This window comes from Marinomonas sp. G8-14 (assembly GCF_055808935.1).
This window is the reverse complement of record NZ_CM147891.1, coordinates 3,499,982-3,525,386: the sequence shown is the minus strand read 5'-3', so window position 1 is coordinate 3,525,386 and position 25,405 is coordinate 3,499,982. Positions and strand designations below refer to the sequence as shown.

Annotated in this window: 26 protein-coding genes; 9 read left to right on the top strand and 17 right to left on the bottom strand. The window is 45.2% G+C overall.

The annotated features are described in order from the left end of the window. Positions 1–7 precede the first annotated feature (7 nt). Entirely contained in the window at positions 8–1,072 is a 1,065-nt protein-coding gene (locus tag AC0L6V_RS17915; protein ID WP_409418858.1) for an HlyD family secretion protein, read from the bottom strand. 24 nt (positions 1,073–1,096) lie between these two features. Next, positions 1,097–1,522, bottom strand: coding sequence for a MarR family winged helix-turn-helix transcriptional regulator (locus tag AC0L6V_RS17910; RefSeq protein ID WP_265219715.1), 426 nt, complete (start codon positions 1,520–1,522; stop codon positions 1,097–1,099). Positions 1,523–1,723: 201 nt separating this feature from the next. On the opposite strand from AC0L6V_RS17910, the gene AC0L6V_RS17905 reads away from it, so the two are divergent. Beyond that, positions 1,724–2,473, top strand: a complete 750-nt coding sequence (locus tag AC0L6V_RS17905) for an SDR family oxidoreductase (protein WP_265219714.1) — start codon at positions 1,724–1,726, stop codon at positions 2,471–2,473. Here the strand turns inward: AC0L6V_RS17905 and AC0L6V_RS17900 are convergent. The 8 genes from AC0L6V_RS17900 to pdxR all read right to left on the bottom strand — a co-directional run bounded on the left by AC0L6V_RS17900 (position 2,411) and on the right by pdxR (position 11,493). Continuing rightward, positions 2,411–4,144: a tannase/feruloyl esterase family alpha/beta hydrolase gene (locus AC0L6V_RS17900; RefSeq protein WP_265219713.1), complete on the bottom strand. Its 1,734-nt coding sequence runs from the start codon at positions 4,142–4,144 to the stop codon at positions 2,411–2,413. The genes AC0L6V_RS17905 and AC0L6V_RS17900 overlap by 63 nt on opposite strands. A 206-nt stretch (positions 4,145–4,350) precedes the next feature. Then, positions 4,351–5,241 (bottom strand): heme o synthase, encoded by an 891-nt coding sequence (gene cyoE, locus AC0L6V_RS17895; protein ID WP_265219712.1) that lies wholly within the window; start codon positions 5,239–5,241, stop codon positions 4,351–4,353. Positions 5,242–5,312: 71 nt separating this feature from the next. Beyond that, positions 5,313–5,633 carry a cytochrome o ubiquinol oxidase subunit IV gene (gene cyoD / locus AC0L6V_RS17890; RefSeq protein WP_265219711.1) on the bottom strand — a complete coding sequence of 107 codons (321 nt, stop codon included), beginning with the start codon at positions 5,631–5,633 and terminating at the stop codon, positions 5,313–5,315. Then, complete coding sequence (gene cyoC / locus AC0L6V_RS17885; protein WP_265219710.1) at positions 5,633–6,244, bottom strand: cytochrome o ubiquinol oxidase subunit III; 612 nt, start codon at positions 6,242–6,244, stop codon at positions 5,633–5,635. The genes cyoD and cyoC overlap by 1 nt, the downstream gene beginning before the upstream one ends. A 2-nt stretch (positions 6,245–6,246) precedes the next feature. Beyond that, a complete protein-coding gene (cyoB, locus tag AC0L6V_RS17880) occupies positions 6,247–8,226 on the bottom strand; it encodes a cytochrome o ubiquinol oxidase subunit I (RefSeq protein WP_265219709.1) in 1,980 nt (659 codons plus the stop codon). Next, positions 8,226–8,612: a COX aromatic rich motif-containing protein gene (locus AC0L6V_RS17875; protein ID WP_265219708.1), complete on the bottom strand. Its 387-nt coding sequence runs from the start codon at positions 8,610–8,612 to the stop codon at positions 8,226–8,228. Before AC0L6V_RS17875 ends, cyoB begins: the two co-directional genes overlap by 1 nt. Next, on the bottom strand, positions 8,609–9,256 hold the full coding sequence (gene cyoA / locus AC0L6V_RS17870) for a ubiquinol oxidase subunit II (RefSeq protein WP_418138471.1): 648 nt from the start codon (positions 9,254–9,256) through the stop codon (positions 8,609–8,611). The genes AC0L6V_RS17875 and cyoA overlap by 4 nt, the downstream gene beginning before the upstream one ends. Positions 9,257–10,029: 773 nt before the next feature. Next, the gene (pdxR, locus tag AC0L6V_RS17865; RefSeq protein ID WP_265219705.1) at positions 10,030–11,493 is read right to left on the bottom strand and encodes a MocR-like pyridoxine biosynthesis transcription factor PdxR; all 1,464 of its coding nucleotides are present in this window, start codon (positions 11,491–11,493) and stop codon (positions 10,030–10,032) included. Between the two features lie 117 nt (positions 11,494–11,610). Between pdxR and AC0L6V_RS17860 the strand changes: the two genes are divergently transcribed. Both AC0L6V_RS17860 and AC0L6V_RS17855 read left to right on the top strand, forming a co-directional pair. Further along, entirely contained in the window at positions 11,611–12,261 is a 651-nt protein-coding gene (locus AC0L6V_RS17860) for a pyridoxamine 5'-phosphate oxidase family protein (protein WP_409418855.1), read from the top strand. Between the two features lie 265 nt (positions 12,262–12,526). Further along, positions 12,527–13,933 (top strand): alanine/glycine:cation symporter family protein, encoded by a 1,407-nt coding sequence (locus AC0L6V_RS17855; protein ID WP_265219703.1) that lies wholly within the window; start codon positions 12,527–12,529, stop codon positions 13,931–13,933. Between the two features lie 101 nt (positions 13,934–14,034). On the opposite strand, the gene AC0L6V_RS17850 is transcribed toward AC0L6V_RS17855, so the two are convergent. Beyond that, a complete protein-coding gene (locus AC0L6V_RS17850) occupies positions 14,035–14,250 on the bottom strand; it encodes a DUF2798 domain-containing protein (protein ID WP_265219702.1) in 216 nt (71 codons plus the stop codon). 152 nt (positions 14,251–14,402) lie between these two features. Here AC0L6V_RS17850 and AC0L6V_RS17845 point away from each other — a divergent pair, with 152 nt between their 5' ends. From AC0L6V_RS17845 to AC0L6V_RS17835, 3 genes are all read left to right on the top strand, one after another. Next, a complete protein-coding gene (locus tag AC0L6V_RS17845; RefSeq protein WP_265219701.1) occupies positions 14,403–14,927 on the top strand; it encodes a LysR family transcriptional regulator in 525 nt (174 codons plus the stop codon). Continuing rightward, on the top strand, positions 14,917–15,192 hold the full coding sequence (locus AC0L6V_RS17840; protein WP_418138470.1) for a LysR substrate-binding domain-containing protein: 276 nt from the start codon (positions 14,917–14,919) through the stop codon (positions 15,190–15,192). The genes AC0L6V_RS17845 and AC0L6V_RS17840 overlap by 11 nt, the downstream gene beginning before the upstream one ends. A gap of 184 nt (positions 15,193–15,376) precedes the next feature. Beyond that, positions 15,377–16,183 (top strand): sulfite exporter TauE/SafE family protein, encoded by an 807-nt coding sequence (locus tag AC0L6V_RS17835; protein WP_265219699.1) that lies wholly within the window; start codon positions 15,377–15,379, stop codon positions 16,181–16,183. Positions 16,184–16,383: 200 nt separating this feature from the next. Here AC0L6V_RS17835 and AC0L6V_RS17830 read toward each other — a convergent pair whose 3' ends face one another. Beyond that, positions 16,384–17,784: a (Fe-S)-binding protein gene (locus AC0L6V_RS17830; RefSeq protein ID WP_418138469.1), complete on the bottom strand. Its 1,401-nt coding sequence runs from the start codon at positions 17,782–17,784 to the stop codon at positions 16,384–16,386. Then, a complete protein-coding gene (locus tag AC0L6V_RS17825; protein WP_418138468.1) occupies positions 17,711–19,264 on the bottom strand; it encodes an FAD-binding oxidoreductase in 1,554 nt (517 codons plus the stop codon). Before AC0L6V_RS17825 ends, AC0L6V_RS17830 begins: the two co-directional genes overlap by 74 nt. Positions 19,265–19,515: 251 nt before the next feature. On the opposite strand from AC0L6V_RS17825, the gene AC0L6V_RS17820 reads away from it, so the two are divergent. After that, entirely contained in the window at positions 19,516–20,292 is a 777-nt protein-coding gene (locus tag AC0L6V_RS17820; protein WP_265219698.1) for an FCD domain-containing protein, read from the top strand. 26 nt (positions 20,293–20,318) lie between these two features. Here AC0L6V_RS17820 and aroE read toward each other — a convergent pair whose 3' ends face one another. From aroE to AC0L6V_RS17805, 3 genes are all read right to left on the bottom strand, one after another. After that, positions 20,319–21,209, bottom strand: coding sequence for a shikimate dehydrogenase (gene aroE / locus AC0L6V_RS17815; RefSeq protein WP_265219697.1), 891 nt, complete (start codon positions 21,207–21,209; stop codon positions 20,319–20,321). 117 nt (positions 21,210–21,326) lie between these two features. Next, positions 21,327–22,472 (bottom strand): MATE family efflux transporter, encoded by a 1,146-nt coding sequence (locus AC0L6V_RS17810; protein ID WP_418139097.1) that lies wholly within the window; start codon positions 22,470–22,472, stop codon positions 21,327–21,329. Beyond that, the gene (locus tag AC0L6V_RS17805) at positions 22,414–22,638 is read right to left on the bottom strand and encodes an MATE family efflux transporter (RefSeq protein WP_418138467.1); all 225 of its coding nucleotides are present in this window, start codon (positions 22,636–22,638) and stop codon (positions 22,414–22,416) included. The genes AC0L6V_RS17810 and AC0L6V_RS17805 overlap by 59 nt, the downstream gene beginning before the upstream one ends. 386 nt (positions 22,639–23,024) lie before the next feature. Here AC0L6V_RS17805 and AC0L6V_RS17800 point away from each other — a divergent pair, with 386 nt between their 5' ends. Further along, positions 23,025–23,228, top strand: a complete 204-nt coding sequence (locus tag AC0L6V_RS17800; RefSeq protein ID WP_265219696.1) for a hypothetical protein — start codon at positions 23,025–23,027, stop codon at positions 23,226–23,228. Positions 23,229–23,235: 7 nt separating this feature from the next. Further along, entirely contained in the window at positions 23,236–23,655 is a 420-nt protein-coding gene (locus AC0L6V_RS17795; RefSeq protein ID WP_265219695.1) for a group II truncated hemoglobin, read from the top strand. Between the two features lie 108 nt (positions 23,656–23,763). Here AC0L6V_RS17795 and norR read toward each other — a convergent pair whose 3' ends face one another. Next, the gene (norR, locus tag AC0L6V_RS17790) at positions 23,764–25,344 is read right to left on the bottom strand and encodes a nitric oxide reductase transcriptional regulator NorR (RefSeq protein WP_265219694.1); all 1,581 of its coding nucleotides are present in this window, start codon (positions 25,342–25,344) and stop codon (positions 23,764–23,766) included. Positions 25,345–25,405: the final 61 nt, after the last annotated feature.

Sequence of the window (25,405 nt, the reverse complement as noted above, 5' to 3'; positions counted from 1 at the left end):
TATCGCCTCACAACGCTAGACCAAATAAACGGCGCTGATGCTCTGTATCTATCGTTACATTTGAACTAAAACCAGTACGCAAAATCGGTGTATTTTGGTCCGTATCGACAAGAATTTTGACAGAAAGACGTTGCGCGATTTTTACCCAATTACCGGTGGCGTTTTCAGCGGGAATCACAGAAAACTCAGAACCCGTAGCAGGACTGATGCTTTCTACTTTGCCATGTAAGGTGACGCCAGGGTAAGCGTCAACGTCGATCTCAACCTCTTGACCTGGTTGCACATAGGTCAAATCTTTTTCCGTGAAATTGGCTTCGATCCATTGTTTTTCGTCTGATACCAATACCATAGCCGTTGCGCCGGCACTGATGTATTCGCCACTATTAGGAACTTTTGCCACCACACCCGACGCAGGTGCTTTCACGTCAACATGGCCAAGATCAATACGAGCTTGATCAAGCGCCGCCTGCGCGGCTTGATAACTAGGATGCTCTTCCAATGCGGCACTTGGATCACCGCCCAAGGCCTCTTTCAGACGAAATAAATCCTTCTTTAATGCCACAACATTCAGTTCACTTACTTCAGCCGCTTGTTTGGCTTGGTCAAATTGCGTGTCGGAAATGAATTTCTGCTTTAACAAATTCGCTTGGCGTTTTTCTTCACGCTGATTAAAGGCAAACTGATTCTCTGCGAGTGTGATCTCCGCTTTTTTCTCTTCATAAGCGGCTTTCTGTTCTAAAATATTCAATCTAACTTGCTGTAATTGTGCTTGTGCTTTCGCTTCCGCCACCTTAAATGGGGTTGCATCAATGCTAAATAACAACTGACCTTTTGCTACTTTTTCGTTTTCTCTCACCGCAATAGACTGAATCGCGCCAGACACTTCGGCATTAATTGTCGTCATATCAGACTGGATATAGGCATTGTCAGTTTCAACATAACGGCCGCCTTTCATATAGACAAAAACAGATGCCAATACGACGATCACAGGCAATGCGATTAAAAAAATACGGCGCGAAGTACGCTTTTCCACTTGCTTTGGTATAGATGAAATAGTTTCTTGTTCACTCATTTCCGGTATGTCCCCAAGTCAATTCTATAATGACGAATCCGCTGATAAATTTATATGCATAACAGCAAGTGCATCTCGAAGAGCAGCCACCTGCTCTTCAGATAAACCTTGCAGTGCTTTTTCATGAACACGCTTCACTTCAATATCAATCTTTTCTAGTAAAGGTGTCGATTTCTCCATGAGATACAATCCATAGGCACGACGATCTTTTGGATCAGGACAGCGCTCAATCAGACAATCCTCCGCCAATTGATCTATCAATCGAGCTAATGTGATGGGCTGAATATCAAGCATTTCTGCCAATTGCACCTGTTTTACCCCTTCATAGCGAGACACGTACACCAACGCCCGAGCTTGCATTGGGGTCATACATAAGTCACTTTTTGAATACTCCCTGCGCATCAGCCGGATGATGTCGGTTAGAAGAAAGCCAATATTGTTTGTCTGCATGTAAACCACTCATTTTTCATATACAACAATTATTATATACATTGCTTACTATATTCAACATGACCGAATAAATATGCCTAATACTTCCTAAATCTCCATAAAATAGCCGACTAAAAACCCTTAAATCACATAAATGAAAGGCTGGTGTTGCCCTATTAGGCACGGTATTGTTAATCCATTTTGAAAAATAAGGAGAGTCGCGTGAAAGCACCTATACTATTAATTACAGGTGGCGGAAGAGGCATCGGCGCGGCAACCGCTAGGCTTGCTGCTCAGCAAGGCTATCGCGTCATTATTAACTATCAAAAAAACGCGACTTGCGCTGAAAACCTTGTCGCAGATATTGTCTCGTCAGGTGGGTTAGCTCATTGTTTACAAACTGACATAAGCGACATTGATCAAGTCTCTCATATGTTTGCCACGATTAGACGTCAGTGGGGGCCAATCACGGCGTTGGTCAACAATGCTGGTGTCTTAGATCAACAAACGCAATTCGTAGACACCAAACCAGAACGCTGGCAACGTCTCTTTCAAACCAATGTTTTTGGTACCATGCAATGCTGCCAAGAAGCCTTTCAAGACATGGCAAAAAGTCGTGGCGGCAATGGTGGCACCATTGTTAATGTTTCTTCTCTAGCCTCCGTCTATGGCTCACCCAATGAATACGTCGATTACGCCGCTAGTAAAGGCGCGGTTGATTCCTTTTCAAAAGGATTTGCACTAGAAGTGGCGAGTGAGGGTATTCGGGTCAATGTGGTTCGCCCCGGTTTGATCTATACCGATATGCATGCCGATGGCGGAGAAGCAGGACGCGTTGACCGTATTGGTCCCAACTTGCCGTTACAACGTGGCGGACAGCCAGAAGAGGTCGCGGAAGCCATCCTCTGGTTACTCAGTAATAAATCCAGCTATTCTACAGCAGGCTTTATTGACGTAGGTGGTGGCCGCTAAGCCCATTATTGAGCGACAACACATTGAAAGGAGCCTCGCTTTAAGAAAGTCACCTTTGTTGTACTTAGCATACGCAGGATATGGACAAAGAGGACGCGTCATACCCGCCATACGAGCCGTGATTTCTGGATTTTTCGCTCGTGTGGCTGCCACAATCTCTTGAGGCGCTTGTTTTCTTTCAACCCAGGCAATCAAAGGCTGCAACATATCGAATTGATCGGCCGATGGCCCACCTTGTCCATGAGGCATGCCAGGCACACGGTAAAAACGCACAAACTCGGATGCTCGTCCCGCTAAACCAAAATCGAGAAAATCATACCACCGCATTGTATCTTTTACGGAAAAAACTGGGTCACTGTTGCCATGGAAGATCATCATTTTCCCGCCATTTTGATGGAAGGCTGTCAGCTTTGGCTTAGCAGCATCAAGTGGCGTCATCATAGCCATGGCGGATTCTTTAAATTGGTTATTTGTGGCGTAAATTTTTGGCGCATCTTTATCAAAATCAAATTTTAGCAAATAATTTTCTAATGAATAGATATCGCCCGCGACATCCGTAAAAGGCGTTGTAAAAATATGGGCTAAGGCGGCCGCGCCCATTACCACACTAATTGGCTTATGGCTCCAATCCGATATTGTGCTTTCAACCTTCCACATGCGCCAGTTATTAGACCGAATGCCAGTGTCATACACCCAATCCGCATATAAAGCCTGATCCTTCGAGTTATGAGGTCCTGCGTGCATTTTCATTAACGCCGCGACCTTAAGCATAGGTAAACAGTGCTTATCAAAATCACTTTTACAAACCAAAACTTTAGGATCAAACACTTTTTGACAGGCGTCTGTTGCAAACACCATATCGTCATTAATCCCGTCTAACCCATCGCACTGATCTAAGATTTTTTTCGCAAACACCACCAAGTCGCGCCGCGTCAATGCTCGACTAATGTTTTCATTAACTTGATATAACGCCTGAGTATCCCAAGCTTGTTGCAAAGCAGCTTTTGGTAAATTAAAACCAGGATAACCAACCAACAAGCCATCAAACATAGTAGGAAAGCGAGTTGCAGCCACCATCGCCATTCGTCCACCATTAGATTGGCCAAGGCCATAAGCATATTTAATCGGTGATTCGTAGTAGCTTTCAATCAAAGCACGAGCGACAGGATTAAGTTTTTGCACCGCACCATAACCATAGTCACGGCGTGCTTCTGGATCATGTCCAAACGCTGTCACACCAGCAAGACCCGCTTCAGGATAAGCCCTCGCATCGTGACCACCATTACTTGAAACAACGGCAAAACCCTGATTAATAGCGTATTGAGACGGTGTAAGCCCTGTCATTTTACCCAATGCTGGCTGAACTTCCCCATCTACACCACTATTGAACTGGTATGCAAAACGGCCCAGCCAATAATCGGGTAATCGCAACTCAAACTGGATTGCATAAAGTTTGCTATTAACCCCCATGCGTTGAGCCGTCACACCGGAAACGAGACAATATGGACTTCGAACTTCTTTATCTCGCCATACCATCATGGTTTTAATATCGACATTCTGAGGCGCCTTTGTCACTAACGCCTGACAACGAAGGATGTCACCATAAGCATTATTACTAGCCAAGCCAAGGAAAGGCAAAATCAGTGATAACAGGGCTAAAAGGGTTTTCATTACATCGTCCTTTCTGATTTCTAAGCGCCACATAAAAGAGCCATTTTCCCACTTTACTGTAATGAGAAAATAAGCAGGCTCCTTGTCGGAATAATAGACAACAGGCAGTATGCAAAATAACGAATATTAATAAAAATAGAAAGTGATAGAAGAACACTGAAAGGAAATATAAAACGGGCTAAACAGCCCGTTTTATAAAGCTTGAATTAATGAGCAGCAAACACCAATAAATTTGGTGATACTTCATTAAAATCCAATGCCATGGTCACACTAAGCGCTGTAACCGTAATAATGGAAAAGAAGAACACTTGTCGTGCCCACTTATTCACATCAATACCTAAACGGTAACCTCGCAACGCCATGGCTAACCACCATAGACTCGTTGCTAAAGCAACGACCATAAAGCCAATTCCAACATAGCCAGTCAGTGGCAAAAGTGCTGCAACCACTGCAAAAGCAGCAATGTGGAGGACTATATGGCGCTTGGCTTTTGCAATACCTTGTGACACAGGCAAAACAGGAATACCTGCCGCTTCGTAATCTTTATAGCGAAAAATAGCAATCGCATAAGAATGTGGCATCTGCCAAATACAAAACATTGTCAGAAGAATAGCAGCACCAGCGTCAAACTGACCTGCAGCGGCACAATATCCTACCACTGGAGGAACGGCACCCGATAAGCTACCAACAAAGGTTCCATAAACGGAATTGCGCTTGAAATACATAGTATACAAGCCAACGTAAACAACATAACCAAAGGCAGCAAAAGCAACCGCCACCCAGTTAGTAAAATACGCCAATAAAGCAAAACCAATAACACCTAACACAACACCATGAAAAAACGCCGCTTTACCAGACATTTCACCATTTACCGTAACGCGGTTACGTGTACGTTGCATTTTTGCATCAATATCTCTATCGATATAGTTGTTAATGGCACAGCCAGAAGCAACCACTAACGACAAGCCAATAACCGTCGCTAGCATAAGAATCCAATCAATCTCGCCACGGGAGGCTAGAAAAAAGCCTCCCGCAACAGAGATGAGGTTGCCCATAATGATGCCAGGCTTAGTCACCTGAAGATAACGCTTAAACATCTTTATAGGCCCCCACCGGACAGGTATCACATAATATGAAAAAAGTCCGCATAATCATCAAATTACTCTGCTTACATCATCATTGCGTTGGAAGCGTAGATAATCCATACGGATAACGCGACAACCATCACAATAATCACAGCAGCAAAAATAAATGAATAAGTGTCCAACTTGCCTTGCTCAGAGAAGTTCAAATGAAGGAAATACTTCAAGTGAACAAAAATCTGAATAATAGCCAACACAATGATAGTGATATAAGTTGGGCCTTTATCGAACGCTTCCGTCATTACCATCCAGAATGGGATACCAGTCAAAATAACAGACCAGATAAACCCAACTAGGTAAGACTTCACGCTACCGTGTGAATGCGCTTCAGAAGAATGATCGCTCATTAGATCGCTCCCATCAGATAAACAACGGTGAAAACACAGATCCAGACAACATCCAAGAAGTGCCAGAACAAACTCAAGCAGCTCAAGCGAGTCACTGTACGGCTTCCGAAGCCAGATACAATCAACTCAACCATAAGGATAGCCATCCAAATCAAACCAGCGGTTACGTGCAAGCCGTGCGTTCCTACTAATGTAAAGAATGCAGACAAGAAAGCACTGGCTTGAGGACCGTTACCGTGAACGATTAGATGATGGAATTCGTAGACCTCCATAGAAATGAAGCCTAGGCCCAAAAGAAACGTTAGAGACAACCAAGCTAGGGTGCCCTTTTTGTTTTTCTTATGTGCGCAGATCATTGCGAAACCGTACGTAATACTTGAAACAAGTAGAAGTGCCGTTTCAACAAGAACGAAATCCAACTCAAAGATATCTTTACCTGATACGCCACCTGCTGTGTTCATAAAGAGCACAGCGTAAGTAGCGAACAAAGATGCAAAAAGCAAACAGTCTGTCATCAGGTATAGCCAGAATCCGAACACGTTATGTGGTGCTGGATCGTGGTCGTGATGCTCATCGTGAGCGTCATGTGTACTCATATGTGTCGTGCTCATGATTACCCCTTAGCCACACTATCTAGATACGCCTTTTCGGTGCGAGCAATTTCATCTGGCTGAATATAGTAATCAACATCTTTGGTGTAAGCTCGGATCACAAGCAATACAAAACCACCGACGAAGCCAAGCGCTGCCAACCACCATATATGCCAAACCAAAGCAAAGCCCATTACTGTCATGCAAGCAGAAATCAAAATACCTGCTGACGTATTTTTAGGCATATGAATCGGTTCATAGCTGTCTCTACGAACGTAAGCCGTACCTTTTTCTTTCATATCAGTAAACGCATCAATGTCAGAAACAGTAGGAATGACAGCAAAGTTATATACCTGTGGTGGAGAAGATGTCGCCCACTCAAGCGTATGACCATTCCATGGGTCACCAGTCGTGTCCAAATTGTCTTTACGATCACGGAAGCTAACATACAACTGCAATAGCTGAGAAATGATACCGGCCATAATAACAAAGGCACCCACCAAAGCGATGTACAGCCAAATGTTCCAATCTGGGTTATCAGTGTGGTTTAGACGACGAGTCATACCCAAGAAGCCTAAAACATACAAAGGCATGAAGGCTAAGAAGAAACCAACCAACCAGCACCAGAAAGCCGTCTTACCTAATTTTTCATTAAGCTTGAAGCCCATGACTTTCGGGAACCAGAACACAAAACCCGCTAGATAACCAAATACCGCACCACCGATAATGGTGTTGTGGAAGTGGGCAATCAAGAACAAGCTGTTATGCAATACATAGTCAGCACCAGGTACAGCAAGTAGAACACCTGTCATACCACCGATAGAGAAGGTCACCATAAAACCTAGTGTCCAAAGTACAGGCACAGTCACACGTAGACGACCGCGGTACATAGTGAACAACCAGTTAAATAGTTTCACACCTGTCGGCACAGCAATGATCATTGTCATCACACCGAAGAAGGCGTTAACGTTGGCACTTGAACCCATGGTAAAGAAATGGTGAAGCCATACGATAAAACCAAGAATGGAAATCGAAGCTGTCGCCCAAACCATTGATTTGTAGCCAAACAAACGCTTACCAGTGAATGTAGACACTACCTCAGAGAAGATACCAAATGCAGGAAGCACAAGGATGTACACCTCAGGGTGACCCCATGCCCAGAACAAGTTGATATACATCATAGCGTTACCACCACCTTCGTTCGTGAAGAAGTGGAAATCTAGGTAACGATCAAGAGTAAGTAGCGCTAAAGTAACCGTCAAAATAGGGAAAGAGGCTGCGATCAAAATGTTGGCCCAAGTACAGGTCCAAGTAAAGATCGGCATGTCCATCAATTTCATACCTGGAGCGCGCATTTTGAACACTGTTGCCAAGAAGTTAACAGCGGTCAAAGTCGTACCTATCCCCGATATCTGCAATGCCCATATGTAATAATCCACCCCGACATCCGGACTGAATTGCAAACCAGCTAGTGGCGGATAAGCCACCCAACCAGTCTTGGCGAATTCACCAACGAATAAAGAGATGTTAATTAGAACAGCACCACCAGCCGTTAGCCAGAAGCTAAGGTTGTTTAGGAATGGGAAGGCAACGTCACGTGCACCAATCTGTAGCGGCACAACAATGTTCATCAGACCAATCATGAATGGCATCGCCATAAAGATGATCATGATCACACCGTGCGCCGTAAAGACTTGGTCATAGTGGTGTGGAGGCAAATAGCCGTCACCACCATTTGTTGACAACGCCAATTGCAATCGCATCATCACCGCATCGGCAAAACCACGCAACAGCATGATCAAAGCTAATACGATATACATAACGCCAAGGCGTTTATGGTCGATTGATGTTATCCAGTCACGCCATAAAGTGCCAAGCAAGTTGTACTTCAGCAATAAAAATGCAAGTGTCAATGCACCTAGAGCAACGACACAAAAAGTCACAATCAAGATTGGCTCATGGAATGGAATCGCATCTAAAGATAATTTACCTAGAATAGACATTATTTGTCTGCCTCCATGTGCATCTCGTGAGATGATTGCTCAGACGATTCATGATTCATCTCGCCATGCTTCATTTCACCATGGTTTGAATCACCGTGAATCATTTTCGGTGCAAAGGAAGTTCCTTCCAGCATTTCAACTCGACCATGATCTTCCATGAACTTCATCACGTTATCCATGAAGATATTTGGCTCAATAGAGTTGTAGTACTGAACAGGCGTTGCTTCATGTTTATGATGCGGATCCGCGTCATATTCAGCAAGCTTGTCATAGGCGGCTTGGTCCAACACACCGTTGTTAATCACGTTGTGAGTACCGGCTTTCACACCCTCAACCCAAGCATCAAAATCGGCCTGTGTTTCGGTGGCAATCGCTTTAAACTTCATCGTACTAAAACCAGGTCCACTGTAGTTCGCAGAGAAACCGTCAAATGTGCCGAGCCATTTGCGATCAAGTGAAGCTTGGTCACCATGCCTGCCATTGAGTAAATTTGGCTACCCAACTGAGGAATGAAGAACGAGTTCATTGTGCCTTCTGATGAGATGTGGAAAGCAACAGGAACATTAGCTGGGAATCTCAGCTCATTCACAGACGCAATACCAAGGTCCGGATAAACAAACAACCACTTCCAGTTCATCGAAACGACCTGAACATCAATGTGATCTTTTTCCGATTCCAAAGGCTTGTAAGGATCCAATGAATGGGTTGATTTCCATGTAATCACACCAAGAACAATGATGATGACAATTGGAATTGCCCAAACAATAGTTTCAATTTTTGTGGAGTGAGACCACTTAGGTTCGTAGATTTCGTCACGACCTTCACGGTATTTCCAAGCGAAATACAGTGTCATGAAGATGACAGGAATCACAACAAGCAGCATCAATAAAGTCGCAACAATAATTAGTTGCTTCTCTTCAATACCAACTTGCCCTTTAGGATCAAGCACACCACCCTGACAACCGGCGAGCAAGCCCACCATTAGCGCCAAAGCGACTTTATTTAGGATACGAGTTAACAAGAGAATCATCCTCTAACCCTTATGTTCACAAAACTGCCACCTAAGATCAGGTAACAGAACGAAAATCCGGCAAAGCCGGGTATTTCAGTAAGATCACCTCACTGTAAAAACAGTGTAAGAACCATTACTGTGTCAACAATATTAACGCAGTAATAATCCTTCTGGATCACCTAAATCTGAAAAAGGGAGCTCTACATCTCATCGCACATCGTGCCTCGGCACGATTTAGACGTTCTTTCGGAACGTCAGTACGAAGTAAAGAGAAGGCCATTTTTTGGCGAGCAAGGTTGTTATTGGTCGTAATGGACCAATAACTAACCAATAACAAGGAGATAAACACGATGCTAAAGAGTGGCATCGTATTAAAAATAGGGTCGGTCATGATAACCGTTTGGCTATCAATAAAAGAGGAGATAGTAACCAGCGGTAATAATAAAGCAAGGCATAGGCCGGCAAAAACGGGGCGTAAAAAATTCGCCAACATGCTGGATATCGAATTCACATAATGATGCAGAATGTCTTGAAATTTTTTCAATTTTTCCATCCGATTCATAAAAACAAAAGTGAAAATACCCTTCTTACCCGCTTCATACGAATTTAAGAGTGCGAAATATAGCAAAATTTATACAACCATACAAAGCGTAGTTTAGCCTTTGTTCATCTTTGCTTCACGGCCTTTTTATAAAAATTCACATTCTTGCCTTGGGCCAACGAATACAACATCTATCTAATACAGCAAGATTAACATTCTTCCCATACAATTTCCTTACAAAATGTAAGCCTTATTTCATTCTCATTTCAGCTTCCATCCAAGATTGCATCCTTTTTATCATATACGCCATGTCGTCTTCTTTTGGACCACTAAAGCCCAGTAAAAAGCCCTGTTTCTGATTGTTTTTATGCCCGTAGTGCCGCGATAAAGAGGACAGCACAATACCTTCATAAGATAAATCTTGTGCCATACGCTGTTCCAACGTCGCTTCGCTCCTTATCGAGGACGCAAGATTCGTCTTTATGTGTATTAATATGTGCATGCCTCCCCGTGGCGCTTTCCAATCGAACCAAGGCGTAAGATGCGTCTCTAAAAGACGCAATAACGTATCACGCTTAAAACGGTAATGTCGGCGCATCCTGTTCACATGGCGATCAAATTGACCTTGTTGCATAAAATCGGCCACTACAGGCTGAATGGGCAAAGACACCGAGGACCCTAACACATACTGACTATGGTGCAGCGTCGCCACATGTTTCATGGGCGCAACAATAAAACCAAGCCGTAAACCACGAAACAACACTTTAGAAAAGCTCCCTACAAAAAACACTCGATCGCAAACTTGACCATGAATACTCGCCGTCTGCATAAAAGGCACATTGCTCCGCCCCTGATAAACAAATTCATTATCGTAATCGTCTTCTATTAGCCACCAGCTTGGCGAATCATTCTGTAACACTTGTAACCATTGTTGTCGACGCGTCGCACTGATGCTCACACCAAGCGGATATTGTCGATTCGGCGTGACAATGGCCACATTCGAAGCATATTCGCTATCAGGTAAACAAGGGCCATCGTCATCGATACAGAGTGTGCCTCTGTTTGTGTGGGACGTGATTGCCTCACGTATTGGCGGATAAGTTGGCTCTTCAAGCCACCATTTTATCGCAGAGCTGTCGGAATCATTTAAGGACATCATCGCATGCTGTAATAAAAGTAACGCATCACGGCTACCTGCTGTGACAACAATTTGCTCCACCGAACAATCAAGACCGCGAACACGGTATAAATAGTCAACTATTGCAGTTTTTAACTCAGGATAGCCAGTTGTATATCCTCCTTGTAATACCATTAAGTCAGGTCGAAGCCAGCTACGTCTCATGCTTGCAGCCCATTTCTTAGTAGGAAAAACAGACATATCAGCCCCTGCGTCAAATGCTCGTGTCGGTAGCGTTTTATTATCCGATGATGATAGAGAAGCAGGGCGTTTCACCATACGATCGCCCACCATAGGCAAAGCTGCTACAAAAACGCCGCGTTTTTCTTCACTGGTTAAAATGCCTTCTGCAATTAACTGATCGTACGCTCGCGACGTAGTACTGCGGGAAACCCCTAAGGAACTGGCTAAAAATCGTGAGGAGGGCAGCTTATCCCCAACCGATAATTCACCCGACACAATGCCCTGTTGAATCTGATCCATTAATTGTTGGTAATAGGGCGCGCCGTCCTCTAAAGAGAAACGTAAACTCGTCATGGTGTGCTTCATATCTGGCCTGCTTTTTTATCTTCATTCTGGCTATTCTTATAGAAGCCAGTTTTCTCTACAGTCTGGTTATAACCAAACCCCCATTGAGACACAAGGAGAGAATGCATGAGCCAGTCACTAGAAGAAACCGCATTAAGTAAAGTCAAACGCGGGCCAAATCGCGCGTCCTACGACAAAGACTTAGCCATAGAGATTATCGATGCGGCGTTAATGTGCCACGTTGGACAAACGAAGGATGGACAGGTTTTTGTGACTCCCACTTGCCATTGGCGTGAGGGCGACTACTTTTATTGGCATGCTCACTCTAAAGCTCGTAACGTCAAAGGCCCCATCGACGAGCCAGAAAAAGTCTGCATTAACGTGAGCTTATTAGATGGTTTAGTACTGGCGCGTTCCGCCATGCATCACTCTGTGAACTATCGTTCTGTCACCTTATTTGGTGTGCCAGAACTCATTGACGATAAAGAAGAAAAGGTACGTCAGTTCAAGCTTTTCTTAGACAAAGTCAGCCCAGGTCGTTGGGAAGCGTTACGCCCAGTGAACGAACAAGAAATAAAAGCCACTGGCGTTGTGCGAATCAAAATCGAAGAAGCCTCGGTAAAAATGCGTGCCGAGCCTCCCATCGATGATCCAGCCGATAACGAATGGCCTGTGTGGGCAGGTGTCGTTCCTTTAAAAAGAGAATGGGGCTCGATTGAGCAAGACCCGATTCAAACGGAACACTATACTCAGCCAACACCGCCCGATGCGTACTAACACACAAAAATCACAAGGCCAAGATTGAAAAAGATGAGAATTACCAAGGTTTAGCCTATAAAACCTTATAAACCCATCTTTTATGCACCATTAATGCACATTTTTGCAGCTTTTATCTTGCGGTTTTTCATAAAATCGCTACTCTTGCACCCTTTTTTACGATTCTACGCGTTTCTTAGGGTGTCTTTTTACAAAAAAGCACTCCTAGCATTCAACCCACGAACAATAACACAATCGATATTATCGAATAACGGGAGTGCCCTACATGGCAGCAATCATAGACTTTTTAAACACGATTTTCTGGGGGTATATCCTCATCTATGGACTACTAGCCGTCGGCGTATATTTCACTTTACGTCTAGGTTTTATTCAGGTTCGACGTTTTCCAGAATTCATCCGTACTGTTCTTAAAGCCCCACAATCTGATCGTGGCGGTATATCTCCTTTCCAAGCCCTTTGTACTAGCCTCGCTTCTCGTGTTGGAACAGGCAACATGACAGGTGTAGCTGTCGCGTTATATTTAGGTGGCCCTGGTGCTATTTTCTGGATGTGGGTCGTTGCCCTAATCGGTATGGCGACTGCCTATGCAGAAAGCACCTTGGCTCAACTCTACAAAATGCGTGATCAAAATGGACAATTACGTGGTGGTCCAGCGTTTTATATCAGCAAAGGCTTAAAAGCCCCTTGGGCTGGCGCGGTATTTTCGCTGGCGCTTATCTTGGCCTTTGGTTTGGTCTTTAATGCGGTTCAAGCCAACTCGATTGCAGGCGCAATGGAAGGCGCATTTGGTATCGACACCAGTGTGACCGGCATCGTTATCATGCTGCTAGCAGCGATTGTTATCTTCGGTGGTATCAAGAAAATCGCACGTTTTGCTGAAATCGTTGTGCCATTCATGGCAGTTTTATACCTACTACTCGCCTTGTATGTAATCTTTACCAATCTTTCTGATGTGCCTGCGGCGTTTGCGTTAATCGTCAAAAGCGCCTTTGGTATTGAACAAGCGGCAGGCGGTGTACTAGGTGCCATGCTAAACGGCGTAAAACGTGGTTTGTTTTCCAACGAAGCGGGTATGGGTTCTGCGCCAAACATCGCTGCGGTTGCTACGCCAAACCCTCATCACCCAGCTTCTCAGGGTATGGTGCAATCCTTAGGTGTTTTTATTGATACGCTATTGATCTGTACCGCGACGGCACTGATGATTCTGCTATCCGGCGCGTTGGGTAACGGTGAAACGGGCATCATGTTGACACAAACCGCCTTGACCACTCACATTGGTAGCGCAGGCCATTACTTTGTGGCGATCGCCATTTTCTTCTTCGCGTTTACTTCTATCATTGGTAACTACACCTATGCAGAAAATGCGCTAACGTACCTAAAGTGGGCAAACAAGCCAGGGATTTTTATTTTACGTATCCTCGCTCTGGGCATGATCCCATGGGGCGCTTATGAAAGTGTGGCGATGGTATTTAACGCCGCAGACGCTGCGATGGGCCTCATGGCGACCATTAACCTAATCGCTATTATGATGCTCTCAGGATTGGTGATAAAACTCACCAAAGACTATTTCACTCAGTTGAAAACAAAAACCCCCGTATTTAACTCAGATGACTATCCAGAAATTCGTGACGATATTGATCTCAGTGTTTGGGATGAAAAACCCAGTAAATAAACGACGAATACGACATTAGTAAGGTTAAAAAAACAAAACCCGCTGCACAGCGGGTTTTTCATTTTTGCTATTCAAGCTCTACAAAGCATAATGTAAATGCGCTAAATTTTCGCGGCAATCTTATGCGCTAAACCATGTAAGAATGGCCCGGCAATAAAAGAAATAATGCCTGCTGCGGGCCATGCTAATACCCAAGCATGCAGCCAAAAGGACACAAAATCTGGGTGTAATCCAATGTTCACGTAGGTAATCCACGCCGACATCATCAATGACAAGGTGAAGGACATAAGCACTGCAAAAATAATTCTGTGTTTCATTTTTCTCTCCTGATGAACTTATCGTCTTCTCTTAAATAAAGAGTGCCCCAGACAAAAAGTAAGTAAACGACTCAAACCTTAGATACATACTAGCAAGCATCTTTATTTGTAAATATACTGATTTTTTAAAATCAAATTTACAAAAATGCAAAATGCTTGATGATCTAAAGATTTTTATCACTGCGGCCAACAAAAATAGCCTGACCGCTGCGGCTCAGCATCTCGATATGACCATCGCTACCGTGTCACGTCGTATCAGTGCGCTTGAACAAAAACTTGGCTGCGAGCTATTACATCGCTCAACAAAAGGCCTCACACTGACGCCAATAGGGGAAAGCTACTACCAAGAATGCGCCGAATTCATCGATGCACTGGATCAACGTATTTCCAATCTCGATCAAACCTTGAACAGCTTAAAAGGCGACTTAAAAATATTAGCGCCAGTCAATTTAGGCAGTGGACCACTGGATGAATTTTGGCGAGACTTTGTGCAACAACACCCAGAGATTGAATTAAACATCGAACTGAGCAACACGGTGCAAGACATAAGAGACACGCGCGCCGACATCGCATTGCGCTCTGGGCAACAACCCAGCTCGTCTCTTATTCAGAAGCGCATCGGTCATATCGAGTCCCATTTTAGTTGCATCGCCCAAAGTATCCTTTTTGCTGCCTAGCTCGATAGACGCCTTACAGCAATCCCCAAGCATCGCCTCCAATATGTTTTCTGATTGGTTACTGATGAATCGTCAAGGCGAAAACTATCCAATGAAAAAAGAACACCAACATATTAGCAACGACATGAACATTACGCTCAACCTTGCCAAAGCAGGCGCAGGCATAGCATTAATGCCCATGAGCATGGTGCACGGTGCGCTAGCAACAGGCGAACTTATTCGGGTTTTGCCTGAATGGCGCGGCCAAAATAGAGAGATTTTTTAGTCTGGCCCTATCGTCGCAGCCTGTCTGCGAGAGCTAAACTATTACGTGACGAACTCACGCAATACCTTCATCAACAAAGCTGGTTCCATCCAAGCTCTTAACCTCAAAAGCAAGAGTCTAAAAAGCAAAATTTGGTTACACTGACGCACGAATAACGACCGACGACTTATCAACAAGGATTAATATGGAAAACTTATTCTGGTGGCAATATGCCTTAATCGGTGCCATTTTTATATGGAGCGGCTTTGTTCGCAGTGGCTTAGGATTTGGCGGTGCGGTCCTTGCATTACCTTTTCTATTATTAGTAAAAAACGATCCTCTGTTATTTCTCCCCATTATTTCCATCCATCTTTTGGTGTTTTCCAGCTGGATTGCATGGCAAGGGGCAAAAACCACCAAGCAGCAAGCTCAACTCGCCGCAGAGCGAGGCGAAGCACCGCAAGAAGCGCAGGGCAACATCGCGTGGGGCTATTTGAAAAAAGCCCTCGGTATCATGATAGTGCCGAAATTGATCGGCGTATTTGGTTTATTAACCTTACCGGGCAACATAGTCACTGGGGTGATTTTCGTCATCGTCGCGGTATTTGCCGTGTCTTATATTCTCAATAAACCCTTTTACACCAACAACAAATTCCTCGATACGGTTTTCCTCATGCTCGGCGGCTACGTCAGCGGCACCTCCTTAATAGGCGCACCGCTTATCGTCTCCGTCTTCGCTACCAAAGTCCCACGCCACCAACTGCGCGATACCTTATTCGTGCTTTGGTTTATTCTGGTGATGATCAAAATGGTGTCCTTCCTCATCGCCGGCATCGACCTACAACTCATCCACCAACTTTGGTTACTGCCTTGCGCCTTGATTGGTCACGTCTTCGGACAAAAGCTCCACAACCGCATTCAAAAAGCCGAAACACCCGTCTTTTTCCAATTCGTCGGCTGGGCGCTACTCATCGTCTGCGGATTTGGCTTGTACTCGACCTTCATGCTTTAAGGTTATTGGGCTTTACAGCCCAACCATAGCCCGTTAAAACAGTACTTTTTGTAGGTCGGAATTTATGCCGACAATAAGGCATTGTTGGCCTAAAGGCACAACCTACAAAATTTATATAAAACAATTACTTGTAGGTCGGCATTTATGCCGACAAAAAATTCAGCACAGCAAATTACATCTCGTCGGGCTAAAGCCGCGACCTACAAAACCCTCGAAGATTGAGTCAGTTGATCAACCAGGTAGACGATGGATTGATACTCGATGCCGCTGTGTTCCGATAAGCCAATCTCGCAGGTACGGCTATTGGAGTAGCCCGCTTCGCAGCCTTCTACGGCTTTGGCTAGGGTTTTCAAGGCGCTGGCGTTGAGTTCGGGTGTGGAAAAGCCTTTGTCGCCGGCAAAGCCGCAGCAGGTAATGTCTGGTGGGATAATAACTTCCTCAGCGAGTTGATGAGCAAGCTGTACGAAGCTGTCGGCGAGTCCCATGCGGGTTGTGCTGCACGTCACATGAAGGGCGATTTTGCCGAGCTTTTCTTTCACGGTTAGGTTTGGCATCACGTGAGCGGAGACAAAGCCCACTTGTTCATGAAGATCTAAGCGTGGATCAAGACTTTCCTGCATGCGTAGCAAGCAAGGACTGACATCGCAAACGATGGGGATTCTGCCATTATCGCTGGCGTCGAGCAGTAAACGATTGAGGTCATTGGCTTTTTTGTTCGCTGCGTCGAATTGCCCTTTGGATTGAAACGCCATACCACAGCATTGGCTATCTATGTCTTTGGGTACAGTGACTTTATAGCCTGCTTTTTGCAATACAGAGAACATCACCTCCATGACGGAGCGTTTATCGTCGGCATTTGGCCCAGCGCCCATGACACGAGTCGCACAGCTAGGGAAGTAGATGACTTCTTTTTGTAGGTCATTGCTTTGCATATCATCACATTGCAAGACAGGAATAGACTTCAATGATGACGCAGCGTTGGGCATCTGTTTATGCCACTTCGGCACAGCACCATTGGAGACTTTATTCATCGCCGAACTAATGGTTGTCATGCCTGAGTCACCCATAACTCGACGGGCTCCACTGGCAAGATTGAGGCCGACTTTTGCTGTTTTAGTGACGCCTTCAAAATGATCAGCAACCCAATAGCCAACTTTACTGTCTGGGTGACGATCATGACGTAATTCGCGGGTTAAATCGCCGGTATTGATGCCAACGGGACATTGCATTGAACACAAGCCGCAACCAGCACAGGTATCAACCCCTTGATAATCATAGTCTTTTCTTAACTCCGCTAAGCGTTGCGGATCTGTACCCATTGCGGTTAATCGCTGAATCTCACGCCAAATCACAATACGCTGACGAGGCGTTAAGGTAATGGATTTGGATGGACAAGAGGATTCACAAAAACCACATTCGATGCAGGTATCCACTTTGTCATTGGCTTTGGGCAAGGGTTTGAGGTTCTGCACATGCAAGTTGGCATTGTGTGACAAGATCACATCTGGGTTGAGCAAGCCTTGCGGGTCAAAGGCACGCTTGATTTGCCACATTATGTCGTAGGCTTCTTTGCCCCATTCCAATTCCACATAAGGCGCCATGTTGCGACCTGTGCCGTGTTCCGCTTTCAACGAGTACCTTGTATTTCACCGCGACTAATTGCGCCACTTCGTCCATCAGTTGTTCGTAGCGTTTCACTTCCTTCGGATCATCAAAACCTTGGGTAAACACGAAATGCAAATTGCCCTCTAACGCGTGACCGAACAAAATCGCTTCGCGATAACCATACTTTTGAAACACCCCTTGTAGTTCTAAAACACCTTCGGCGAGTTGTTCGACAGGGAAGGCCACGTCTTCGATGATGACCGTGGTGCCAACAGGACGCACCGCACCAACGGCAGGAAACAAGCCTTTGCGAATCTTCCAATAGGAATCGTAGATGACTTTGTCTTGGGTAAATTCAATAGGGTTGAGTGTGGCTTGACCGCTTAAGGCTTGTGTCACCAAGGCCAAATTGGCTTCTAATTCTTCGGCATCGGCAGCGCGTACATCAACCAATAAACCCGCTGCTTGTGCGCCAAGAGACGACAACAGTTCCGGCATCCCAGGTTTGCCTTCCACCGCACGCAAGCCAGCACGGTCGATCAATTCTACCGCAGAAACTGGTGAACTTTTTAGCGCCGTCACCGCTCGACAGGTAGCTTCCATATCCTCAAAGAAGATCATCGCGGCGGCTTTTATGGGGTGATCTACCACGGTTTCATAGGTCACTTCGCTGATAAAACCCAAAGTCCCTTCGGAGCCGATCATCAGATGCAGCAAGATATCAAAGGGATCTTGGTAATCGGTTAGGCTGTTTAAACTGTATCCTGTCGTGTTTTTTAAACGATATTTGTGTCTAATTTTGTCGGCTAATTCGCTATTGGCTTGCACACTTTTAGACAAACGAACCAGCGTATCCAGCAAGTCAGCATTGCGATTTCCAAAGGCTAAACGACTTGCTCCATCAGCGGTATCCAATAGGGAACCATCGGCAAAAATCAAGCGGGCACTTTGAATGGTGTGATAGCTGTTTTGCGCCGTGCCGCAACACATACCACTGGCGTTGTTCGCTGCGATGCCGCCAATCATACAAGCATTAATGGACGCAGGATCTGGGCCGATTTTACGCTGGAAAGGCGCTAGCAGCTGATTGGCGCATGCACCAATAATGCCTGGCTGGAGGGAAATAGAACGACCATGGTCATGCAGTCGATGACCTTTCCAGTTATCGGACAATTGCATCAAGATGGAATCGGTTACTGCCTGCCCAGACAAACTCGTACCCGCCGCACGAAAGGTTACCGGTAAATTGCGCTTTCTGGCTTCTTTCAGCACCAACTGCACTTCCGCTTCGTTATCGACTCGCACCACCAATTGCGGAATCAAGCGATAAAAACTCGCATCTGTACCATACGCCAAGGTGCGCAATGGATCGCGGATCAATCGAGTCTCATCAATCGCGCCCTTTTTAGCGTCTTTTAGTGCTAAATACAGATCGCGATATTGAGCGGTTTTATCAGCAAGTGAATCAGTGTTCATAGAAGCTTCCACGGCGGTAGCCTTTTTATTGTTAGAAAGTATTAGTATTGAAAATTAACGCTAGACAAATTGGTAAGACCAATTTACCTTTTAAATATAAGGCACAGTAAGAATTCAAAGAAACTTTGTCAACTTATAATTTAGTCGATATTTCGTGAATTTTAGCAGCAAGATTAATTGGTTTTACCACTTTTAAACTTACACACAGCTTTTACGAAAGAAATATTTAAAAACCATTTTTAGGAAAAGCCATGGAATCCAATCACTTTGGTCGCGTTAAACAACCGAAAATCTCCGACATCATCATGAAAGAGCTCGAAAGCATGATTTTAGAAGGCAGCTTTACGGCAGGGCAAAAACTGCCGCCAGAAAGGGAATTGGCAGCGCGCTTTGACGTGTCTCGCCCTTCGTTGCGGGAAGCCATTCAAAAATTAATCGCGCGCGGCGTGTTATTCAGTCGTCATGGTGGCGGTACCTATGTATCGGAGCAACTCGGCAGCTCCTTTGCCGATCCACTGCAAGATCTGCTCAGTTCCCATGATGAATTTTTATACGACCAGTTGGAGTTTCGCGATGCGTTAGAAAGTCTTGCCGCTTATTACGCCGCGTTGCGCAGCACCGATGCAGACAAAACCAAGCTCACTCACTGTTTTCATCAACTGGTGGAAGCCAACCAAAATAAAGCCTTCGCCTTGGAAACAAAGCTCGATGTGGAATTTCATATGATCATCGCGGAAGCCGCGCACAATGTGGTCTTGCTACACACACTTCGCGGCCTGCACGCCATGTTGGCGAAGAGCATTTCGAGCAACTTGAGAAATTTATTCGAAAAACCCGCAGCACGCCAACGTGTGATGGAACAACATAGGAATCTGTATCAAGCCATCATGGAGGGCAATGCGGAAGACGCTCGCACCGCGGCGCATACGCATTTGGTATTTGTGGAAGATAATCTATTAAAAATGCGCCAAGAAGAAACACGAATCCAGCGCTCGCTACGCAGAAACGAGCACCAGAATCCGCTTTGAACGATCTTTGAATATTCCAGTGATTATTATTTTTCTGTGCTGTCCAGATCTGTGATGTCCAGATCTGTGATGTCCAAAGCATCGCTCAATGCGGCTTTCATCACCTCGATAGAAGGGGTTTTACCAGTCCAGTATTCAAAGGCGATTGCGCCTTGCTGAACGAGCATGCCCAAGCCATTGACCGTCGTGCAGCCCTTGGTCTTCGCGGTTTGAATCAATCGCGTTTCAGGTGGATTGAAAATCCCATCTGCAACTACCATGCTAGATTTAATTGAATCTGTGTCTATATCTAGTTCTGCATCCACATTGGGATATAAGCCAATCGACGTTACATTGATCACTAAATCCGTCTCGACAGGAATCTGATATTGCTTTGTCCAAGCGTGGTATTCCGCGCCAGTCGACGTGTTATCGGCAACCAGTTTGGCAAGTTCTTCGCCGCGCTCTTGATTGCGGTTCACAATGATTATTTGTGCCACGCCAGCCAAGGCAAGTTCAACAGCAACCGCTCGTGCCGCGCCACCTGCACCAAACAAAACAACACGCTTGTTGGTTAGCTCTAAGCTGGATTTAACAGATTCAACAAAACCACGACCATCGGTATTTTCGCCAATCAACTTGCCATTACGATTCACTACGGTATTGACCGCGCCAATGATGCGGGCCGACTCGCCTAAGTCATCAAGGTGAGAAATGACGGACACTTTATGAGGTATTGAGCAGTTAAAACCGCGCCAGTTCATGGCTCTCGCACCCAACACAGCGTTTTTCAGATCATCCGGCTGAATTTCGCAATTGATGTAACGCCAATCTAACCCCAAATCTCGATAGGCGGCTTCCATCATCACGCCAGTAGGATTTTCTAAGGCTGGCGTGGCAAAAGAACCGGTTAACTCGCTTAAGAAATTCTTCGACATATTGAATTCTCTCCCTGTTTGGTGGCTTTAAAAAAGAACACGTCATGCATGGTAGCAAACCGAGTCGCCAGAAAAATTTCAATTATTAACAGAGTCCTTTACACGAAGTAATCCAGTTTAAGAATTCGCGAACCAAACACCTTTCTTCATATTGCGTAAATAGCACCAATAAAGCGTGACAGCACGTGCGACAAACAGCATCGCTTGGCTAAACCATAAGCCATGATTACCCAACCCTTGAGTCATAAACCAAACAGGAAAGAACACACCGACCACACAAATAATCATGGTGTTTTGCATTTGTTGTACACTGGTTGTACCGATGAAAACCCCATCCAACATAAAAGACCATATACCCAACAGAGGGAAGAATATTAGCCAAGGTAGGTACAGAGCAGCGTCGTCTCGAACCGTTTGCACGTTGGTTAGTAAGGCTATGATTTGATTACCAAATAACCAAAATACCAGCATCAAAATAACCGCAGCCAGCAGTGCCCAATAGGTAGAAAGCTGGATCACTTTTTGAAAATTGGCCTTGTCTTTGCGACCATAATACTCACCACATAACGCTTCTACTGAAAAGGCAAAGCCATCTAAGGCGTTGGAAATTATCATCAAGAAAGTGAGCAAGACAGCGTTGGCGGCAAGAATAGAGTCCCCTTGACGCGCGCCCTGAGCGGTAAAAAACAACATCACCAGCAGTAATAAAATCGTGCGCACGAATAAGTAACGGTTAACTTTCACTAACGCCATATACTCACGCCATTTCGCCAGTGCGCGCATCGGCACATGACCGGAAAAGCCTTTTAGTTTATGCCAAGCCAATATTCCCGCGACAGTGACACCAATATAATGCGCAAACACAGTCGCCCATGCCACACCGTCACTCGCCATGCCTAATCCATAAACCGCGACATAATCGAGCACCATATTGGCAATATTAATCACCAACAACATCCACAGTGGCCCCTTGGAATATTGCACACCAAAGAACCATCCCATCAGTGCGTAACCAGCTAACACCGCTGGCGCACTGAATATACGCGCCTCGCAATATAAGCGTGCCCACGGTTCCACTTCTGCACTGGGAACCATTAAAGTAATCGCCAGATCAATCAAGGGGGCTCGAAATACAATTAACATTAGACCAATAAAAACGCCCATTAAAATGGACTGCAACAGCAGTTCACGCACACGTCGATCATCACCTTGACCCAAGGCTTGCGCCGTCAGCCCGGTTGAGTCCCATGCGCAAAAAACCAAACGCCCAAAACAAAAAGCTAAAAATGCTCGCGCCAATCGCTACCGCCGCAAGATGAGTTGCCGTGCCCAAGTGACCGACTACCGCCGTATCGACCAAACCAAGCAAAGGTGTTGTGATATTCGACACCATAGGAGGCCACGCCATGCGCCAAATTTTGTGGTTCATATTGGTATTTGCACGGAACAAGCAAAGAAGTGCGGAAAAAGAGAAATTTGACAAAGAAAAGCTCACTTATAAGTAATCTGTCTTCTGTGGATAAAAATCCATCAACGGTGACGAGAATCGTCTTTCAAATCTGTGGAAAATAATAGCAGTTATTCACATCAGGGGAAGATTTTTGGCTTTTTTGTGCAAATAATACGCAAAAAAGGCTTTTTATTGAGCATTCTTATCATTTATAGACGACTTACCCACAAATACACAGCGCTCAAACACTTTTCATATTAACCCTGTCTAATGTTGGATAACTGATGCTTTTTTCCACAATTGTGCTCACATAAGCTGAGAATTTTGTTAAACTCGCGCTTATTTTTATCTTACGGAGCACACCCATGCCGAAGCAACTTAGACCCATCATCGAAGGTTTAGCCGTTGGCTGTGTCTTTATCAGCATCACCATGTTGTTTCAAATTCCACTATACATGAGCTTTATCATCGGAGCGTTGGCCGCTATTGGTGGCTACCGCAACTCCATCAAAATGGATAAAGAAAAGGCCGCTAAACAAGAGCAAAATCAGCCAAAAGACACGGAGTAAGATACTCATGTCCCAACCACCCGCATACGGACAAGGTGATGCGACTTTACAGGCTGTCGGCGGATTAACGGGTTTGCAGAAATTAGTCGAGACCTTCTACCGCATCATGGAAAACACGCCAGAGTTTCGGCCGCTGTTTGATATGCATCCTAGCAATATCGAACTCACCATCGACAAGTTGGTGTCGTTTTTATCCGGTTGGATGGGTGGCGAGAAGTTGTTCTCGAAAAAATACGGCCCAATCAGCTTGCCTCAAGCTCATGCTCACTTAATCGTTACCGAGAAAGAAAAAGCCATGTGGCTAAACTGCATGGCAGCGGCATTGGATGAATTGGGTTATGCAGACGAATTAAAAGCGTACTTACTGCCTCAGCTCGCTTTTCCGGCCGAACGCATTCGCCAAGTAAGTGCAGCGAGGCACCAGTAAATTATTCCCAGCTCTACTTGCAATCAAAGCAAATGACATTCTTCCTCGAAACTATCGCCTACCTCGTATGAATGTCATTTTGCTTTGAATAATTTAATTCAGATGTTTTTAAATGCGCACGTCCTTAGCAACGACAACACCTAGGCGTTTTGCCAAGCGGGCTAGGTTGGCGCGATCCATAGACAGCTGTTGAGCAGCTTTAGTCCAGTTGCCTTCGTTCGTTTCCAATGCTTTACGAATCATATTACGTTGGTAAGCTTCTGTTTCTAAACGCAAATCTATTGTTTCTTGGTAGCCTGTAATGGGCCGTAATGTTTCATTGCTCTGTATCTTTTCTTGAATACTGTTATCAATTTGTAGCCCTGTTAAATGTGCGGGAGAGATAATAGTGATGCCATTTGTTTGTCCTGTCTTAACAGTTTCGGCCTTAGAAAAGAGCGCCGCACGGGAAATGACATGCTCTAATTCACGTACATTTCCTGGCCAGTGATACGCTTCAAGCATGTCGATAGCTGATGCAGATAACGTCAATTGTTGCAGGCCTAATTTACGACGGAAGCGCTCAGCGAAGAATCCAGCCAACACAGGAACATCGCCTTGTCGTTCTCGTAATGGCGGTACTTGAATCGGGAAGACGCTGAGGCGATGAAATAAATCCGCACGAAAGCGATTTCCTGCCACTTCGTTTTCTAAATGTCGATTAGTCGCCGCGATAATACGAACGTTTACTTTACAAATTTGATCTTTGCCGACTGCTTGGATTTCTTGATTTTGAATCGCTCTGAGTAAGGTGCCTTGTACTTCTAAAGGCAGTTCACCGATTTCATCTAAAAACAGAGTGCCGCCATCCGCCAGTAAAAATTTTCCCTGACGATCCCGATCCGCGCCAGTAAAAGCGCCTTTCACATGACCAAATAACTCACTTTCAATAAGATGATGAGGAATCGCCGCGCAATTCACATACACCATAGGCGCATCAAAGCGTGCTGATTTGTCATGTAACATCCGTGCCACCAGCTCTTTACCTACCCCCGTTTCCCCTTCAATCAAGATAGAAAAGTCTGACGGTGCCACCAGATTAATCGACTGTTTAAGGTTTTGCATGGCCTTGCTTTGACCAATCATTTCATGGCTTTGCTCGCCCATTACTTTTAATACGTTTTGGGCGTGTTGCGACTGATTTTCTAATCGCTCCATCAAGATCGCGGTATTCAGCGTCATGGCTGCCATGGTGCCAATGATTTCCAACGCGCGGGCGTCGATATTATCAAACACGCCCGGCAGGATGCTGTCTAGCGTCACCACGCCAATCAATTTGCCTTCCAAATACAGCGGCACCCCCATACAAGAATGCACAGGTAAATTCTCGTCATGGCCTAACACCATGCCATCGTAAGGGTCGGGGAGATCGGAATCGGCAGGAAAACGAACCGGATAATGCCCCGCACAAATGGCTTTTAATCGGGGCTGCTCTTCAATAATAAAGCGTCGTCCCATTAGGTCTTCCGATAAACCCCGTTGAGCCAGCGGCGTCAACACACCATTGCTGTGAGACAACAAGACCACCGCATCGCAGTTGATTGTTGCCCGCACCGCATAAACCAATTGTTCGAAGCGATTAGGTTGCGTCACCGCGCTAGCAAGATCGAGGGCAAAACTCAGTAAAGCGTTGTTAGAAACCTGATTCATAGTTATCAGCTCAAAGGGGGAATTGGTTTTCGTGTCAATTTGACTCAAAGATATCATATAG